At 35.1% G+C, this 18,857-nt stretch carries 19 protein-coding genes; 5 read left to right on the top strand and 14 right to left on the bottom strand.

The window, feature by feature from the left end:
• Positions 1-96: 96 nt before the first annotated feature.
• Entirely contained in the window at positions 97-654 is a 558-nt protein-coding gene (locus NQ558_RS04420; protein WP_005363160.1) for an SH3 domain-containing protein, read from the bottom strand.
• 474 nt (positions 655-1,128) lie between these two features.
• Here NQ558_RS04420 and NQ558_RS04415 point away from each other — a divergent pair, with 474 nt between their 5' ends.
• Entirely contained in the window at positions 1,129-1,641 is a 513-nt protein-coding gene (locus NQ558_RS04415; RefSeq protein ID WP_050750984.1) for a DUF6465 family protein, read from the top strand.
• Between the two features lie 202 nt (positions 1,642-1,843).
• On the opposite strand, the gene NQ558_RS04410 is transcribed toward NQ558_RS04415, so the two are convergent.
• From NQ558_RS04410 to NQ558_RS04375, 8 genes are all read right to left on the bottom strand, one after another.
• Positions 1,844-2,056 (bottom strand): DUF1858 domain-containing protein, encoded by a 213-nt coding sequence (locus NQ558_RS04410; protein ID WP_005363164.1) that lies wholly within the window; start codon positions 2,054-2,056, stop codon positions 1,844-1,846.
• 74 nt (positions 2,057-2,130) lie between these two features.
• Complete coding sequence (locus NQ558_RS04405) at positions 2,131-2,655, bottom strand: peptidylprolyl isomerase (protein WP_005363166.1); 525 nt, start codon at positions 2,653-2,655, stop codon at positions 2,131-2,133.
• A gap of 263 nt (positions 2,656-2,918) precedes the next feature.
• Positions 2,919-3,938, bottom strand: a complete 1,020-nt coding sequence (locus tag NQ558_RS04400) for a calcium/sodium antiporter (RefSeq protein WP_005363167.1) — start codon at positions 3,936-3,938, stop codon at positions 2,919-2,921.
• A gap of 218 nt (positions 3,939-4,156) precedes the next feature.
• Complete coding sequence (locus tag NQ558_RS04395; RefSeq protein ID WP_005363168.1) at positions 4,157-6,256, bottom strand: glutamine synthetase III family protein; 2,100 nt, start codon at positions 6,254-6,256, stop codon at positions 4,157-4,159.
• 307 nt (positions 6,257-6,563) lie between these two features.
• Positions 6,564-7,634 carry a class B sortase gene (locus tag NQ558_RS04390; protein WP_005363177.1) on the bottom strand — a complete coding sequence of 357 codons (1,071 nt, stop codon included), beginning with the start codon at positions 7,632-7,634 and terminating at the stop codon, positions 6,564-6,566.
• Between the two features lie 191 nt (positions 7,635-7,825).
• Entirely contained in the window at positions 7,826-8,692 is an 867-nt protein-coding gene (fba, locus tag NQ558_RS04385; protein WP_005363179.1) for a class II fructose-1,6-bisphosphate aldolase, read from the bottom strand.
• A gap of 149 nt (positions 8,693-8,841) precedes the next feature.
• Positions 8,842-10,077, bottom strand: coding sequence for a 6-phosphofructokinase (locus tag NQ558_RS04380; RefSeq protein WP_005363181.1), 1,236 nt, complete (start codon positions 10,075-10,077; stop codon positions 8,842-8,844).
• A 187-nt stretch (positions 10,078-10,264) separates the two neighbouring features.
• Positions 10,265-12,238 (bottom strand): leucine-rich repeat domain-containing protein, encoded by a 1,974-nt coding sequence (locus NQ558_RS04375; RefSeq protein WP_005363183.1) that lies wholly within the window; start codon positions 12,236-12,238, stop codon positions 10,265-10,267.
• 233 nt (positions 12,239-12,471) lie between these two features.
• Between NQ558_RS04375 and NQ558_RS04370 the strand changes: the two genes are divergently transcribed.
• From NQ558_RS04370 to NQ558_RS04360, 3 genes are read left to right on the top strand one after another with little or no spacing between them, the layout of a single operon-like run.
• Positions 12,472-12,942, top strand: a complete 471-nt coding sequence (locus NQ558_RS04370) for a spore coat associated protein CotJA (protein ID WP_050750985.1) — start codon at positions 12,472-12,474, stop codon at positions 12,940-12,942.
• Entirely contained in the window at positions 12,939-13,202 is a 264-nt protein-coding gene (locus NQ558_RS04365; RefSeq protein WP_005363190.1) for a spore coat protein CotJB, read from the top strand. Before NQ558_RS04370 ends, NQ558_RS04365 begins: the two co-directional genes overlap by 4 nt.
• The gene (locus NQ558_RS04360; RefSeq protein WP_005363191.1) at positions 13,202-13,624 is read left to right on the top strand and encodes a manganese catalase family protein; all 423 of its coding nucleotides are present in this window, start codon (positions 13,202-13,204) and stop codon (positions 13,622-13,624) included. Before NQ558_RS04365 ends, NQ558_RS04360 begins: the two co-directional genes overlap by 1 nt.
• A 68-nt stretch (positions 13,625-13,692) precedes the next feature.
• Here NQ558_RS04360 and NQ558_RS04355 read toward each other — a convergent pair whose 3' ends face one another.
• From NQ558_RS04355 to NQ558_RS04340, 4 genes are all read right to left on the bottom strand, one after another.
• Positions 13,693-15,261 (bottom strand): recombinase family protein, encoded by a 1,569-nt coding sequence (locus NQ558_RS04355; protein WP_005363192.1) that lies wholly within the window; start codon positions 15,259-15,261, stop codon positions 13,693-13,695.
• Positions 15,262-15,342: 81 nt separating this feature from the next.
• The gene (locus NQ558_RS04350) at positions 15,343-15,486 is read right to left on the bottom strand and encodes a hypothetical protein (RefSeq protein ID WP_005363193.1); all 144 of its coding nucleotides are present in this window, start codon (positions 15,484-15,486) and stop codon (positions 15,343-15,345) included.
• A gap of 382 nt (positions 15,487-15,868) precedes the next feature.
• Complete coding sequence (locus tag NQ558_RS04345) at positions 15,869-16,108, bottom strand: helix-turn-helix domain-containing protein (protein WP_005363195.1); 240 nt, start codon at positions 16,106-16,108, stop codon at positions 15,869-15,871.
• A 1-nt stretch (position 16,109) separates the two neighbouring features.
• Positions 16,110-16,529: an RNA polymerase sigma factor gene (locus NQ558_RS04340; protein ID WP_005363196.1), complete on the bottom strand. Its 420-nt coding sequence runs from the start codon at positions 16,527-16,529 to the stop codon at positions 16,110-16,112.
• Between the two features lie 571 nt (positions 16,530-17,100).
• Between NQ558_RS04340 and NQ558_RS04335 the strand changes: the two genes are divergently transcribed.
• Positions 17,101-17,457 carry a helix-turn-helix domain-containing protein gene (locus NQ558_RS04335; RefSeq protein ID WP_005363197.1) on the top strand — a complete coding sequence of 119 codons (357 nt, stop codon included), beginning with the start codon at positions 17,101-17,103 and terminating at the stop codon, positions 17,455-17,457.
• On the opposite strand, the gene NQ558_RS04330 is transcribed toward NQ558_RS04335, so the two are convergent.
• Positions 17,454-18,782 carry an MATE family efflux transporter gene (locus tag NQ558_RS04330; protein ID WP_005363205.1) on the bottom strand — a complete coding sequence of 443 codons (1,329 nt, stop codon included), beginning with the start codon at positions 18,780-18,782 and terminating at the stop codon, positions 17,454-17,456. The genes NQ558_RS04335 and NQ558_RS04330 overlap by 4 nt on opposite strands.
• Between the last annotated feature and the right edge of the window lie 75 nt (positions 18,783-18,857).

Genomic DNA, 18,857 nt, shown 5'->3' with positions numbered 1-18,857 from the left:
ATTTTATGCAATTTTATCATCTAAACGCAAAAAAATAAACCCTAAGTATATTTTATTTTATACATTATACTCAAGATTTATTATCCTACATAAATATTAATCTGCTGATTCGGCAAACTCTGCTTTGATATAACCATCATTACCCTGATAGTTGACTAAAACCCAGTCCCCTTCTTTTCCAAGAACGTAGAACTCATCGCCTGTTGATGCCATTCCAAGCACTGAACTGTCTGCTGAAGCTTCCTCTCTTACATACAACGTATCTGCCGTAATCTTAATTCTTCCGCCTAATTCAAGGTTATTTTCCCTTGTTGTAGTGGTTTCAGGCTCTGTTGTTGTCTCAGCTTCGGCTGTTGTACTCTCAACTGCCTCTTCTGTTGTAACTACCTTCTTCTTTGATTTCTTGGTTGTTTCCTCAGCCTTAGCTGCAACCTTGTCTGTATTGCTATTGTTAACTCTGATTGACTCTGTTGATGCCATCTGAGCTGTATCTACATATTCAATCTTATTATTTCTGCTAACTGCTGCAGCTATTGTAATAATTGCTGCCATAACAAAAATACCGGCGTACATAAGATTATTAACATTTCTGTATAATCTTCTCTTTCTGTTTCTCTCTATTCTCTTTTTTCTCTCTAATCTATTGCTATCCATTAATGGTTCCTTCTCTGATTTTTCGAATTTTCCTGTCAAATTTCGTCATCGTCTTTAAAAATTGTAACAAATATTACAGTCTATGTCAATTTTTTGTCATATATTTTATACCTAAAATGCTTAATTTTTTTCAGCTGATTTTTTCTTTTATTGTTAGATTTTAACATTTAACTTTTTTAATTAAATTTTTATTAACCAATTCCTTATTAAAAGCATATATTAGTTAATACATCTTGTAATATTTTCATAAACTTTTTCCCAAAGATTGCATATTTTTCACAAAAGTTGTATTATTGTGAGGTATGCATTTATTATTTTGGTTGATAAATTTCTTAACTTGACATTACGGACTTAGTATCGACCTACCATTATAATTAACAAATATATAAGTTAATTGTAAATTCGGGATCTGTATTAAATATGGAAGATATGGAAATTAGTTTTCCCGAAAGTTTGTTAAGGAGGAATTTTGTTATGGCAAACACAAAGAAAAAAACAACACCTGTTGCTGCTAAGAAAGACAATACAGTAGAGATTCCTGTAGTAGCAGCAATGACTAAAGCTGAACCTAAGAAAGAAGCTAAGGTTGAAGCTAAGAAAGAAGCTGAAGTAAAAAAAGCTGAACCTAAAAAAGTTGAAAAGGCTGTAGAAGTTAAGACTGTAGCTAAGAAAGAAGATAAGGCACCTGCTAAGGCTGCTACAAAAGTTGCTGAAAAGAAACCGGCTGCCAAGAAAGCTACAACTACTAAGAAAGCAGCTACAACTGCTAAAAAGGCACCTGCTAAGGCTGCTAAAGTTGAAAACAACATTTATGTTCAGTTCTCAGGTATGGAATTTGATACTGCTGCAATCGAAAAGGCTGTAAAGGCTGATTACACAGCAAAGAATGGTAAGAAGGATATGAAGTCAGTTTCTATCTACATTAAGCCTGAAGACATGAAAGCTTATTACGTAATCGACGGAATTATTGGTGACGTAGCTTTATAATTCCTACATATACTAAAGATATCAGGAGAGTCGCATTTGTGCGGCTCTTTTTTTCACTAATTCATGCACCGCTTGCAGTAACGCGTAAAATGATAAAATCAACGTGTTTGAAGGTGTTTTTTCTCTGCCGACACAATATAAATCAAATAAAAAGAGAGCACAACTTGTATGCTCCCTTCGATGTTCTTTAGATATGTTTCTATTATTCGCCGTCTACGCTTACTACGAAATCATTTAATTTCTTTGCAAGTACATCTGCATCCAGTCCGTGTACAATACATGCTTCTTCCAATGTTTCTCCCTGTGATGCAGGGCATCCTACGCAGTGCATTCCTTCATTTAAGAGGATTGGAATACAGCCCATGTTTATGTTTATGATATCTTTGATTATCATGTCTTTTGTTATCTTTGCCATGTTTTTTACTTCCTTATTTTAATTTTGTTCTGATTTTTGCCTTTTCTATAATTATTTTTCAATAATTATGTTTTTTAGCATTTTTCAGGTTCCGGATAGTCTACTCCAAATGTTTCTACTGTTACTTTTTTCATTACCTGTGGTTCTAATGGTTTGTCCATTCTGTCTGTTGCCACGTCTGCAATTTTGTTTACTACCTCTATTCCTTCGATTACCTTGCCAAATGCAGCATACTGACCATCAAGGTGAGGTGATGTCTGGTGCATTATGAAAAACTGTGATCCGGCTGAATTTGGCATCATTGTACGTGCCATTGAAAGTACGCCCGGTTCATGCTTTAAGTCGTTCTTGAAGCCGTTCTGTGTAAATTCGCCCTTAATTGAGTATCCCGGTCCGCCAATACCTGTTCCTTCAGGATCTCCACCCTGAATCATAAAGCCTCTGATTACTCTGTGGAAAATAATTCCATCATAGTATCCTCTGTTTACAAGGCTGATAAAGTTGTTAACTGTGTTAGGCGCAACTTCAGGATAAAGTTCAGCTTTCATAACATCTCCGTTGTTCATTTCAATTGTTACTATTGGATTTTTTTCTGCCATTTTAATATCTCCTTTAACTTTTACATTTTGTTCATATTTCTTTTACACGTAAAACACTCTTTTTTCACGTTTAAAAATTATAATACAAACATAAACAAAAGAAATTAATCATTTGTTTATGTTTTTTCATAATTTTTTTGAATCGGATTTAATCCGATTCCCTCCCTTTTTTATTATTAGAATATATTTGCGGAAAGGATGCGTGCGTTGCATCCTTTTTGCACGGAAAGAGTTTCACGAAACGTGAAGCTCTTTTTTCATTTTTATCCATAAATCTGTCTGCAAATAATGTATGCCATATAGAATGCATAAATTATTACAAGAAAGATTCCTTCTTTCTTCTTAATTGTTCTCTGTGTTGATGCAACAATAAACACGATAATTGTAGCAGCCAATGAAACTATTATGTCCACGAAGTTCATTGCCGTAACTCCAACTGATGAAATTGCTGCTGATAATCCAAGTACTAAAAGAATGTTTGAAATGTTTGAACCTACAACATTTCCTATTGCAAGGTCTGCCTCTCCCTTGGAAGCTGCAACTGCTGATGTTACAAGTTCAGGAAGTGATGTTCCCATTGCTACAATTGTAAGTCCTACCAATGTTTCAGACATTCCTGCTGCAAGAGCCAGACTCTTTGCGCTGTCTACAACAACCTGTCCTCCTACCGCTATGGCAATTGCACCACCAACTATGAAAATTGCACTTTTTCTTTTTGAAAGCATTATAACTTCATCGGTACCATCTTCTTCTGTTCTTTCTTTTAAAGCATAACTTACAGTCCAGGCTATAAATCCTACGAAAAGTACAAGCAATAATATACCATCAATTCTGTTAACATTTCCTACCATTGTTGATCCATTTTCAAATAGGAAAATGTTGTTTTTCTTAATTATTCCTCCAAACCATAAAATATCTCCTGCCAAAAATATTAACAGTACTGATATTATAAGCAAAAGTGGCATTTCTCTTTTTAGTATGGATTTTTTTACTAACATATCTTTAAATAATGCAGTAATACCAATTACCATCAAAAGATTAAATATGTTAGAACCTACCACGTTTCCAAGTGCTATGGCATTAGAATGTTTAACTGCTGCAAATGTACTTACTGCAAGTTCCGGCAGGGAAGTTCCAACTGCCACAATTGTAAGTCCGATTACTATTGATGGTACTCTAAGTCTCTTCGCCACTGCACAACTTCCGTCTACAAAATAGTCTGCTCCTTTTATAAGAAGCACAAATCCTACTAATAATAAAATAATATCTAATATTGTTTTCATTTATTCACCTTTTCTTTTTAATCGCATAGATATTATTTTATACAATTATTGGCATTTATGCAACAGATATAGCTCATTATTTCACCTTTATCAATCACAGGTGAAATAAGATTTTTTAACATTATAGCACAAAAAATAGGAATACCGTCTTTACTCAAAAACAGTATCCCTACTTTATTTGTATTGCTTTAGCAAAATTATTCTATTGTTATTGCCTTTTATTTATCGATTTCATATACTAAATCACCGTATGTAGGCATTGGCCATACTTCCTTAGGCATAATTACTTCAAGCTCATCTACAGGCTTTCTTAAAGCTGCCATAGCTGCCATTACGTCGTCCTTGTATGATATTGCAATTGCCTTACTGTCATCCTTAGCTTTTGCTTCTTCTACAATTTCAGCAAGTGCTGTTGTAGCTGCCTTTGTTTCAGCTAACTTAGCTGAGATTTCTCCTAATAATCCAGCCTGAACTGATGCGTCAGCTCCTGCTTCCTTAACAGCGATAACTGTATCAGCAAGATCCTTTGTATATTTTGTAACTGCCGGCATAATGATTCTGTTTGACATTTCAACCATTGTTAATGCTTCAATGTTACGCACGCCTGCATACTGTTCAAAAAGAATTTCTTTTCTTGCTTCCAATTCAGCCTTTGATAAAATGTTGAATTTCTCGTACATTGCAACTGTTGTATCGTCTACTAATGCAGGGATTGCATCAACGATTGATCTGCAGTTAGGAAGTCCTCTCTTTTCAGCTTCAATTGGCCATTCATCTGAATATCCGTTACCGTTAAATACGATTCTTGCATGTTCTTTCATTAACTTAGCTGTATATTCTTCAACTGCCTTATCGAAATCTGCTGCTCCTTCAAGGGCATCGCAAGCTTCGCTAAATGCTTCTGCCATCATTGCGTTAAGCACTGTATTTGTATCACCAATTGAGTTAGATGAAGCAACCATTCTAAATTCAAATCTGTTACCTGTGAATGCAAAAGGTGATGTTCTATTTCTATCTGTAGGATCTTTTTCAAGTACAGGAAGTTTCTTAATACCAAATTCAAGTGTTCCTGATGAAAGACTTGAAGTAGCCTTACCGTTCTTAAGAATCTGCTCTACAATATCTCCAACCTGATCACCAAGATACATTGAAATAATTGCTGGAGGTGCTTCGTTAGCTCCTAATCTGTGATCGTTACCTGTATTTGATGCTGCAAGTCTTAATAATACTGCATGTCTGTCAACTGCTGCCATTGTGCAGGCAAGTACTAACTGGAATAATTTATTTTCTTCAGGTTTCTTACCTGGCTTAAACAAGTTAATTCCGTCATCAGTTGTAAGTGACCAGTTATTATGTTTACCTGAACCATTGATTCCATCAAATGGTTTTTCATGTAATAAACATACAAGACCATGCTTTGTAGCTGTTTTCTTTAATACGTCCATTACTAAAAGGTTATTGTCTAATGCTACATTTGAAATTGAAAAAATTGGTGCAATTTCATGCTGAGCAGGTGCAACCTCGTTATGTTCTGTTTTTGCTGTAATACCTAATTTCCATAACTGAATGTTAATATCTTCCATAAAAGCTTTTACTCTAGGCTTAATTGCTCCAAAGTAATGGTCGTCCATTTCCTGTCCCTTAGGAGGCATTGCTCCGAAAAGTGTACGTCCTGAATACATAAGGTCAGGTCTCTTTAAATATTTTTCTCTGTCTACTAAAAAGTATTCCTGTTCAGGTCCTACATAAGAGAAAATTCTCTTAGTATCCTGATCACCGAATAATCTCATAAGTCTTACACCCTGCTTACTTACTGCATGCATTGCTTTAAGTAATGGTGTCTTTGTATCAAGTGATTCCCCTGTATATGAGCAAAACGCCGTTGGAATACAAAGGGTATCTTCTTTAACATAAACAGGTGATGTAATATCCCATGCTGTATATCCTCTTGCTCCGCAAGTAGCTCTTAAACCACCTGAAGGGAAAGATGAAGCATCAGGTTCACCCATTAATAAATCTTTTCCTGTAAATGTGTTTTCGATTTTTCCATCTATTGGAACAGAAGCAAATGAATCATGTTTTTCAGCTCCTACTGAAATTACATATGGCTGGAACACATGTGTAAAGTGTGTAGCACCTTTTTCCAACGCCCATTCCTTCATTGCCTGTGCAACCACATCTGCTAAATCTTCTGTGATTTCACCGCCTTCGTACATAAGTTTCTTAACTGTTTCGTAATCGCTCTTTGGTAAACGAACTTTCATTACTGCATCGTCAAATACGTTTTCCCCAAAAACTTTTTCAATGTTTACTCCCATAGTTCTGTTCCTTTCCTATACAACAAATTTTTCGTCCGCTATAATAAATATAATTAACAATTTCATCTTAAAGTTTTATAAATGGCATTTATGATAGTAAATACACTAATGAACGTCACTTATAAAAAAAGGACACTTCTCCAAACTTCACTTTTGAAGAACGTCCTTGTCCTTAATCTCATTTAGCGGTTGAGCTTTTTGCTCTGTACGTGTCATAACTTACATCATTTCTTTACAAAAATCAATAGCATATGAGTATTTATCTAATTTTTTAAACCTTTTTCTTAATAAAATTAAGTGTAAGTCCTTAATCCACAACTTCTTCCCCTCTGTACATACAAACAAGCTGTCTGTTTCCATAGTCGTCCACACATGTTGAACACATAATAATCTTGTCATCCGTCGTTGGCTTTCTTGTATCAAACTTGTATGTGCTCTTGCTGTAAACTCTGTCAATCCAGCTCTGGAAATCGCTTTTATTTTCAAAACCATACTGGTAAATCTTCTCATCAACGTCTTTTCCCGAAAAAACAGAGAAAACATAATAAATGTAATGCTTGCGACCAATATAAATATCAAAAGTTGGATGTTTCTTGCAGAAATCCTTATCTCTAAAATTCATAATTTCTTTAAACATAGAACCGTCAAGCATATTGTGACCATACAAAATACACATATCTCCTTCAAGACCTGCTGTTCTATAGTCAATAAAAATCGCACCTGCTCCATTATAAATCTTGTCTGCACCATGCTTTAAATAATACTTGTTATCACTATGTTCAAAAATCGGATACTGTATTCTTGTACCGTCTAACTTAATATACCCCTTTGCCTCATCATTATACTTAAGCATGGCATCATAGTTCCAAACCCACTTCTTGCTATCAGCACTGTAGTTTAAGGTGTCTGAACTTGAACTGTTTGAACTTGTGGTACTTGAGCCTGTGTTTGAAGTATTGGAATTTGTGCTGTTGGCAGTTGAATTGCTGTCTGAAACCTCGCTATTATTTAAAGCTTTGTTTCCATTTAAACCGGCACTACTATCTGAGCCTGTATTTCCTTTAGCATCCTGTACAAACATATCATTAAGACTTGCATACTTCTTCTCATCATCCTTGTAATTCAAATAAGATTCTGTCAGGCTGTAAGACGCATAAATCAAGGCTACTCCTGCCGCAATAATCACAAGAAATCTTACAGCATTATAAATCTTTGCAAACTTCTTAGACTTAGGTGATAAGTCATCCAAGCTTGTTTTTTTGTCTTCAATTGTTGTAGAATTTTTTTCATCTGTTTCAATTGATTTATTATTTTCTGTTTTTTCAGATTCTATTTTTGTATTCTGTTCTTTTCCTAATTCTTTTTTGTTAGTTTTCATATCATAACCTTTCTTAGTAAAGTATAAATACTTTTTAAACTTTAATCAAGAATTATATAAGTGATTTTTGATTATATTATCTAACATAGCAAAATAATCAATTATATCATTATGTATAGGAATCTCCTCCTGCCAAAAGAAAAACCCCGGCTTTTGCCGGGGCATGTATTCTTGCTTTATTTTTGTATGGATTATTCAGCTTTTCCAACTGAACCGAAAAGTTCCATTTTTTCTTTTACTGTTGCTTTGATTGCTTCAGCACCTGGTGCAAGTAACTTACGAGGATCGAATCCCTTTCCTTCTAAGTCCTTACCAGCTTCGATGTATTTTCTTGTAGCTTCAGCAAATGAAAGCTGACATTCTGTATTAACGTTAATCTTTGAAACGCCAAGTGAGATAGCTTTCTTAATCTGGTCTGCAGGAATTCCTGTACCACCATGAAGAACTAATGGCATATTACCAACTTTTTCACTAACTGCTGCTAATGTTTCAAAGCTTAATCCTTCCCAGTTTGCTGGATATTTACCATGAATGTTACCAATACCTGCTGCTAACATAGTTACTCCTAAATCAGCAATAGCCTTACATTCATCAGGATCTGCACATTCACCCCTACCGATAACACCGTCTTCTTCACCACCGATTGAACCAACTTCTGCTTCAAGTGACATACCGTGTTCGTTAGCGATTTTAACTAATTCTTTAGTCTTTTCGATGTTTTCTTCGATTGGATAATGTGAACCGTCGAACATGATTGATGAAAATCCTGCTTCAACACACTTTAAACATCCTTCATATGAACCATGATCTAAGTGAAGAGCAACTGGAACTGTAATTCCAAGTTCTTCCATCATTCCGTTAACCATTCCTACTACTGTCTTGTATCCTGTCATGTACTTTCCAGCACCTTCAGATACACCTAAAATAACAGGGCTCTTTAATTCTTCTGCTGTTAAAAGAATTGACTTTGTCCATTCAAGGTTGTTGATATTAAACTGACCTACTGCATAGTGGCCTGCTTTAGCTTTTTCTAACATTTCTTTAGCTGATACTAACATAATGTACCTCCGTAAAATTCATTCATTGTTAATTTTTAAACAACTGCTTATATTATAACCCATTTTGGTAGTATTGCAACACTAATATTCGCTAATATAACTATGTTTTTTGCACTTTTATAAAATTATTGTGAAGTTTGTTCTCTACTTTAGTTATTAGGATACAAATGAGAAACATCCAAATAATCAGGAATTCCTCTCTCATACTTAACAACCGGTTCCCCAAGAATAAGCGGATATGCGTAATCAACAAAATCCTGTGTTACATCATTTCCTCTTTCGTTAATCCATTCTCTTGGAACATGTTTTACAAGGCCTGCCACATTTTTAACATCTGTGTCTCCCATTTTAACACTATATGGTTCGTTAGCTTTTCTGATTGCTGTAACCATAACGCCTGACTTGCCTTCAAGTGCAGTTTCAACTGCATGACGCCCAAGTCTGAATGCTTCGCCAATATCTGTAATAGAAGACATATGTGCAGCACATCTTTGCAAAATATTAATTTCAACAGAACGAACCTTTACCTGAAGATTCTGCTTAATAATATATTCTAAGCACTTTCCTGTTCCGCTTAACTGGCTGTGTCCAAAAGTATCTTCCACTGCAGATGTGGCACTAATGTACTTTCCTTCTGCATTTTTGATTCCCTCTGAAACAGCAATTACAACGTTATTGTATTTCTTAATTGCCTCTCTTACATCTTCAATAAACTGAGCCTCATCGAAAGCAACTTCCGGCAAATAAATAAGATGAGGTGCATGATTATATTTATTTCTTGCAAGGACTGAAGCCCCTGTAAGCCACCCTGCATCACGTCCCATAATTTCTACAATAGTTACGCTGTTAATTGGATAAATTGATGTGTCGTGACCTATTTCCAGTAAAGTAGATGCCACATATTTTGCTGCTGAACCATAGCCCGGTGTATGGTCTGTAATACACAAATCATTATCAATAGTCTTAGGAATACCAACTATCTTAACATCCTTTCCAACAGCTTTTGCATATGTGTTAAGCTTGTCTACCGTGTCCATAGAATCATTTCCGCCAATATAGAAAAATGCATCTATTTCATATGTTTCAAACTTATTAAAAATATATGCATATGGTGCATCGTCTTCTGTATAATCAGGCAACTGATATCTACATGAACCTAAATACATAGAAGGTGACTTTTTTAACAATTCAATAAACATAGGCACCTGTTCAACTTTTTCAGTCAAATCCATAAGGCATCCATTTAAAAGTCCCTGTACACCATTAAGAGAGCCGTAAACCTTGTCAAACTTTTTGCTGTCGATTGCTCCCTGAATTACTCCCGCCAAGCTTGAGTTAATAGCCACAGTCGGTCCACCAGACTGTGCAACTAAACAATTTCTCATAATTACCTCCAAAACTTTATTCCACGAAATCTAGTATACCCCAGTTTCTGACAAAAACCAACAGTTATATTTCTTCTATACAAAATATAATACCCGGGAAATCTTGTTTGTTACCTTTCTGATTTCCCGGGTTATTACCATAATATTAAGTTTTTCTGGGTTTTGTTGCTGTTAAGCCATTAAAGTCTTAGTTAATCTCCATTAAATCTGTCTGTGCAATTCCATATACTTTTGTACCATTAACAAATGTGTATGGAGTTACTTTAACATAAACTTTTTTGATTTTTTTAACATCTTTAACTTTAATTTTAACAGTTACATCTGTTTTTGTTTCGGTTACTTTTACAGTTTTTGTGTTCTTCTTGAACTTTTTGTCTGTTGCAACTTTTACTTCGTAACCGCTAACACCTTTGACTTTAACCCATTTTGTCTTAGTTGTAAGGTATTTATTTTTGGACTTTTTAACGCTTCTTAATTTTATACTAGTTTTATTATACTGTGCACCTGCTCTATAGTCTAAAGTTGGATATGATGAGCTGCCAAATGCACCATTTTCAATAACTGTTTTGCCTTCTATTGTAACATTTCCAAGGTACCAAATCTCACTGAAAGCATCTGTTTCAACTTTTTCTACATTTGCCGGTATTACAAGTTCCTTTAAATCCGTATTATTAAATGCAGCCGCTTCAATGACTTTTACATTCTTTCCTATTGTTATTTTTTCTAATCTGCCACAATTTGCAAAAGCTGAGCATCCAATTTTTTCAATATTGTCAGGTATAACAACTTCTTTTAAGAAACCACATCTTGTAAACATATTCTGTGGAATTTCTTTTATTGCACTTGAAATTGTAATCTTTTCCAACTGATTATCCGCAAATACATTTTCGCCCCACTTTGTCACTGTTGTTGGCATATCCAATGTTATTAAACTGCAACCTGCAAAAGCGCTATCTCCTACAGTTTTTAGGCTCTTTGACCATGTAACCTGTTCAACACCCTTTGCCTCATAGAAAGCATCATCCTCTATTGTAGTAACTGTGTCAGGCATTACAATTTCTTTTGCTACTTTTTTTCCATCAATATTTTTTACTTTTAATACATTTGAAGCAATAGTATTAACACCTTCAGGTATTACAACTTTCTCGTCTTTACCTTCGTAACCAAGCATTACTCCTTCCTTTGAAATATACATTCCATCCTCAACCTTTACGTCTGGTACCTGCTTTGCAACATTTGCCCATGTAGAAATATTTGTACGGTTGCAAAGATTTACAATACTTTCCCCATCTAAATCTGTAGCTGAAATCACTACATCTTTTACTTCATCAAATCTGTCAAGAGAATCTCCCGCTTCATATGCATATAAGTCAATCTTCTTGACTGATGCCGGTATTCTTATCTTTTCAAGTTTGTTACAAACTACATAATCATCTCCATCAAAATATCTTGCATAGAGAATTGACTGTAATGCAAATGTTTCACAACCTTCATCTATTGAAAGTTCCTTTGTTCCTGCTGATACTCTTACAAGAGTTTTTCCGTCCTTTGTGTAAATCATTCCTGACTTTGATGTATAATTCTTGTCATTTGCACTAACATCAAAAACATTAGAATTAACATATGTAACTGTCTTTAAATCAATACTTGTTGAAAAAGTTACTGTGTCAGCCATTGAACCGCCCATAATTGTTGCATAAGCGTCATCACCTTTTTTCTTTTTTAATGTATACTTTCCTGGTAATGTGATATTTTCTAACTGCTTACAATTTTCAAAAGCATCCTGACCGATTTCTTTTACTTTCTTAGGAATTGTTACTTTCTTAATTTTTGTTCCATTAAAACTATCAATTCCTATTTTCTTAACCGATTTGCCAATTGTTACTTTTGACAAGTTTTTACACTTATAAAATGCTTTGTCTGAAACTGACGTTACACCGTTTTTAATAACTACTTTTTTAACTTTCTTATTATTTTTGAAAGTCATTTTCTTAGGCATTTCACCTTTTCCTGAGATTGTAAGTGTGCCTTTTTTAAGCGTGTATACTACCTTTGCCTTTTTCCCTTTTGATTTAGCCATTACTGTTGGTGATGGATTAGCCAATGCCAAAACAGTTACTGCCATAGCTGTTGCAAATAAAAATTTTGATGTTTTCCTCATAGCTCCTACCTCCTTGTTTGTGTATCCTTCTTGATTTAATACTGATTTTTCATAGTCTTCCTTACTGTTGTTTCAAAGTCACTTTATTTTGCTAGCTTTCCTTGTGTCTTTACATATTAAACGAAAGGTTTTCAAAAAATATTGCATTTATTTTATTTTTTTATTTTTATTTAACACCAAATTATTTTATGCATAGAATAATACTGTAGAACAAAAAGAAAATGGAGATTTTTATGGACTGTAACAATTGCAATCAAAACGCAAATTGTTTTAATCATAACAATATGAATACGCCAAGAAACGGAAGATATAATCGTGGTAATTGTAACAGAATGATGCCATGTGGCAGACCTATGTCGGGACAGGAATGTGGATGTGAAATGAACAACAATGTGAGAGAACGAAAAATGGATAACCCAAATCGTGGTATGGAACGCAATACTATGAATCACAGTATCGGAAATGATAACCATAGATGTGGTTGCAATATGACTTATGATAATCAGGGTTGTGGTTGCAATATGAAACGGAACAATGAGGGTTGTGACCGTGGAACAGAACATGTCGACCATATGGCTCCCGGTATGTGTTTTGTCCCTTGGCAAAAATGGCAGGATGTTTATGACATTGACCAGGCTATAGGCTGTGGAACCATATTCAAGGAACTTTATAAACCTTATGTTGGAAGGGGATGTGGGCGATGAAGTGTGATATGAGTAAAGAAAAACTTATGGATATTATTACTAAAGCAAGTTTTGCAATGGATGACGTAAAGCTGTTCCTTGATACTCATCCCAATTGCATGGAGGCCCTTGAATACTATCGCAAGGCGAAGGAAATGCGGGAAGAGGCGTGGGAAATGTACACTAACAATTTTGGACCTCTTTCGGCATATGATGTAGCAAATAAGGACTACTGGGACTGGAATAAAGGTCCAATGCCTTGGGAAGGAGGTAACTGCTAATGTATAATTATGAAAAAAGATTACAGTATCCTGTAAATATTAAAATCAAAAGTCCAAAAATTGCTCAAATAGTTTTGAGTCAGTATGGGGGTCCTGACGGAGAATCAGCGGCCGCAATGCGTTATATGTCACAGAAATTTGCAATGAAAAACCCTAAAGTTGCAGGTTTAATCAATGATATTGCGGTGGAAGAACTTGGGCATCTCGAAATGGTCGGCTCCATTGTTTCCCAGCTTGTAAAAGACCTTCCTTGTGATGATATTGACCTTGCAGGCTTTGAGAAATACTATGTCGACCACACTTTGGGCGTATGGCCACAGTCTGCCGGAGGTGTTCCTTTCTCAGCTACTACCTTCCAATCTTGTGGTGATCCTATTGCAGACCTTATAGAAGATATGGCTGCGGATGGTACGATTATGTAAAAACAACATTGAGGTTTTAAAAGATAGTTCCCGATAATCTGGCATACTAGCTGCCAGATATGAGAACCTTAGAAATTCCAATGTATTTCAATAGGTACTTCCTTAGTTACAGGGTCTTTCTTACCGACCAATACATAATCAATCAGTTTTTCAACTGTTTCCCTGTCTAAGTGTTCAAGATTTGTATATTGCTCGATTAACTGTCGTCTGTTGTCGCCAATCAGCATTTTCCTTTCGATAACGTCAAGCTGTTTCTGCGTATCAATTACCAGTTTTTCGAGCCTTTCTTTTTGTGTTGAGAAGTCTTTGGATAAATCCAAATAATCGAGTTCTGAAAGAATACCCTTTACCTTATCTAAATATAACTCACGGATTCCTTTTGTGTATTCCGCAATCTTCTTTTGATAAGCGGCAATCCCCTTTTCCAGAGCTTCCTTTTGACCTCGCAAGTCATTGTTGAATTGCACATTTTGTTCAAGCTCATCTTTATCAAGATATTCTGCGGATAACCTATTAAGTTCATCAATCACAGCTTTTTCTAGTTTATCTACAGAAATGAAAGAGCCTATACAAGCGTCTTTTGATATATGACGACAAGAACATTGTAAATAGTGCTTGCCACGATTTTTTGATGAACGCATTGTATAACCGCAATTCATGCAACGAGCCTTTCTTGCAAACAAACCGATTGTTCCTACTATAAAAGGTTTTGCTTTTTGAGCGACCATAGCTTGAACTCTATCCCATAATTCACGTTCGATAATCGGCTCATGTGTACCCTCAACTCTGTACCATTGGTCTTTTGGTCTGGGTTTATTTTGCTTTGTTTTATAAGATATGCTGCCATATTTACCCTGTACCATATTTCCAATATACATTTCATTTACTAACATATCAGAAATATTAAAATATTTCCATAAAGTGTTATTTTTCGTTTTCGGTTGTTTGTAACGTAATCCATGAAGTCGTTTGTATTCCGTAGGATTCGGGATTCCTCTGTCATTCAGCATACGGGCAATGGCGGTCTTTCCATACCCTTGTGAAAACAGTGTAAAAACTTCTCTGACAACTTCCGCAGCTTCTTCATCAATAATCAAATGACCTTTTACATCTGGGTCTTTTTTGTACCCATACAGGGCGAAAGCACCGATATGGTGTCCGTTCTTTCTTCTGTCAGTGAGAACACTTTTAATATTCTCTGACATATCCTCCAAGTACCACTCATTTACCAGACCGTTAATCTGTCGAGATTTCTTATTCCCCTTATTGGCAGTATCCGCATTATCAACAATACTGATGAAACGAATACCCCAAAGAGGGAAAAGACCGTGGATATATTTTTCCACTAATTCCAGTTCTCTGGTAAATCTGGATTGTGTCTTGCAAAGGACAATATCAAATTTACGATTCTTTGCGTCCTCCAACAACCTGTTAAATTCTGGTCGTCGTCTGTCAGAACCAGTGTAATCATCATCACTGTATATATTGTAGACTTCCCAACCATGTTCTAATGAGTATTGAAGTAACATTGACTTTTGATTTTGAATACTGTTACTGTCGTCTGTTTCTGATTGTTTGTTTCTATCTTCCTCTGATAAGCGGCAATAGATAGCAACTCTTGATTTCGATTCTATCATGCTTCGTTCTCCTTTTAGAGAAGACGAAACAAACTATCTCTACATAATGTTATTATAACATCTTGTAGGATAGTTTGTCTATCATCTGGCAGGAGTTGCCTTTCCTTTATTTTTTTCATATTGATTTATCAACTCTATCCATTTTAGAGTAAATGCTTTTGTAAACGCCGCTTTATCACAATTTTTAAAAACATTCTTGCAAACTACCTTTATATCATTTGCCATTGAACCACCTCACTACAATATATTTACAAAGTATGCAAAAATGCTTGTACGTTATGAAAGAATTTGTCTATAAATAGAAAGTAATCAGATGGCTTTGGCAAGCTCCACTGGAATTTCACCATTCCCATTCTTATGGGTGAATCGCACCATGCGAGTGTATCATTATTCTGATATACGGGTCATGGCAGCAACTTTTCCAACAGTCGCTTACGGATCACTGGCGTGGTCGCTCGCTCTTATATCCCTCCTTTCATGGGTCATGGCGTTCCAGTCCGTCGGCTTACCGTATATCAAACGTATCTGATTACTTTATTCAGTTTTCAAAGAACACATTTCTAAACGGAGCTGGAATGAGGTAGTATTGCACTCCATATATTTTTGTTTATTTCACTCTGACTTCAAAACCTAGAATTGCTTTGATAAGGGCAGCTCTAATTCTGCCTTTTAGCTCCATATCGACCACAATATACATATTTCCGTGTTCATCATAGAATGGACGTAAACTAGCTTTTGATATGTAAGCGTCATAGTGATTTAGTATTTTCTCTATTGCCACACTGTCGCCATCAGCAGCTAAACTGATTGTGGAGAATAGAGGACACTTTTTTGTAGACTTCATCATGTTATAATTCCTCCTCGTACATATCTCTAATGAGTTTTAGTGAACACATTCTGTTTCTATAAACAGAGTTTCTGGAAATATTCAGAATCTCTGCAATTTCTGCGTCAGGCAGTTCCAAAAAGTAGAACATCAATATAACATTGCGTCGTCTTTCACTTAATTTTTTGATTGCTTCACATAATTTCTCATCATAGACACGAACTTCTGTACCGAACACATCAAAAGAAGTAAATTCAATCGAGTATTCGTCCGTTACACCTAACTGGCATAATTCCAGCTCTGGCATTTCACAGAAAGATATTTCATGCTTTGAACGTCTGGCAAGTTCTTTGTTATAGTTCTTGACGGTTCTGCCAATCACCTTACGAACCAGACAGTCAAATTGAAGTCTTATAGCGTTCTCAAATGAAGAAGGTTTCATAATCTCACCTCCTTTCAAGTTGAAGTTGCCAAAGCGAAAAGGCTTTTTACCTCTTTCCGCACTAACACTCAACACGGAGGGAAGATTTGTAACCCAAACCAGATAAAATTTTAAAAATTTTTTTGAGTAGCAAAAAAGCACAAGTGCATGAAAGAAATGCTGTTCTTGTGCTTTAAAAATTGTTCCTGTTGTGTAATGTAAAAAACCACATTCAAGGGTATATTCTGCCGCTGTAAAAGCTAGGTTTTTTTTGACAATAACGGATATATCGAAGATTGTCGATTATACAGGTCTTTCAATGCGGCTACCTCCCAGAGCCGCTAAACCAAAACCATTATGCTGTTTTCCTATTGATGGGAAAAGAAAAAGGCGGCTTTTCAACCGCCATCTGGAAAAAGATATTTTGTGACATGCAAAAACGGTACTGTTGATAGCGGTTTTTTTTATTTGCCGCTAGGCAGTACATTTTCACCTTTATACGCATAATAGGAACTGACAAACCATACTATACGTTTTTCTATACCTGTTAGAAAATCAACAGGAACAGTAAAATGTAGTGAGGTGATTAAATATGCGTAAAAAAGAAGATAAGTATGATTTCAGAGCCTTTGGTCTTGCCATCAAAGAAGCTCGTAAAAAACAAGGTCTTACCCGTGAACAGGTAGGAGCAATGATTGAGATTGACCCACGTTATTTGACGAATATTGAGAATAAGGGGCAGCACCCAAGTTTACAGGTGTTTTATGACCTTGTTCATTTGTTAAATGTATCAGCAGACGCTTTTTTCCTACCTGCTTCTGATCTGGCGAAAAGCACCAGAAGAATACAGTTGGAAAGACAGCTTGATAACTTGTCTGATAAGGATTTAGTTATCATGGAAAGCGTTGCAGACGGAATCATTAAGTCTAAGGGAGTGGAGGGAAATTAACCCTCCATTCTTATATTCTCTTTAAATAAGTGTGTACCAGTTGAAATAGCTGTAATGCAAGCAATTATATGACTAATTAAAATTGCAATCCAAATGCCATTTAAACCAAGTCCTATATATGAGAAAACATAAGCTAAAGGTATGCGAACAACTAAATAATAGAAAATCATTAAAAGCATACTCTTTGTAGGTTTTCCCATTCCATTCAAGCAACCTAAATAACAATTTGTTATGGTATTCAACACATATCCAATACTAATAATCATAAAATATTCTTTTACAATTTGTGCTACAGGATTGCTTGAAACAAATAAGCCTGCTAACTGTTTTGAAAAAATAATAATCAGAGTTGAAAGTATAAATAAAACTGTAATACCGTATTTCAAGGATAATTTTAAATAGTCTTTTGCTCTATCAACTCTTTTTGCACCAATACATTGTCCAACAATGGAAGTTAGAACCATATTAAATGCCATTGCAGGATAAAATAATATTGTTTCTAATTTTCCTGTAACGCCATATGCTGCAATGGCAGAAATACTATAAGTGCTGACAAGCGAAGTCAAAAAAGTGGTACTAACTGCTGGAATACTTTGCTGAATTACAGATGGCACAGCACTTTTTATTAGCGGAATAATTTCTTTTTTATCAAAATCCGCAAATGAAATTTTAAAAACATTTCGTTTCTTAATATAAATAATCATAAAAATTAAACACATTGATTGTGAGAGTAATGTCGCAATCGCAGCTCCACGAAAACCTATTTTAAGAATAAAAATAGGGTCTAAAATGATATTTAAAATTGTTGATATAAGCATAGCAATCACTTGAAACATTGTATTTCCAAAGCTGCGAAGAACCGCTGTAAAATATAAGTAAAGATATACAGCTAAGTAACCTAAAATATAAATTGATAAATAATCTCTTGCCATGTTCATTATTTCCGCTGGCGTATTTAATGCCGCTAATATAACAGGCAAAAACAACTCTAAAATTAAAGTAATAAACAGAGAAAAAATTATTGCAATACAAAAGGACGTAGAAATCAATTTCATTTTCTTTTGTTCATTTCTAGCTCCTATTGCCTGTGAGAGCAAAATAGAAATCCCATTTGTTGCTCCCATCGCAACAGAAGTCAAAAGTAATACAATAGGTGTAGAATTAGTTAATGCAGCATACGCTGTTTCGCCTAGTAAATTCCCAATCCAAAGACTGTCAACCAAGTTATAAGCCATATTTAAAAACATAGCTACAATCATAGGAAGTGTCATTGCCAGCAAACATTTTTTAGTATTTCCGTTTATAAAATCTAATTTCGTATTCATGTAATCCTCCTTGATGAATGAATATCATTCATTTATTGTTTAAAAATTTTCCCTGCCCGTAAAAGCAGGGGAAAG

It is taken from the genome of Eubacterium ventriosum (genome assembly GCF_025150745.1).
Classification (GTDB): Bacteria; Bacillota; Clostridia; order Lachnospirales; family Lachnospiraceae; genus Eubacterium_G; species Eubacterium_G ventriosum.
The sequence above is the reverse complement of the archived record's forward strand: the minus strand, read 5'-3'. Positions and strand labels throughout refer to the sequence as shown.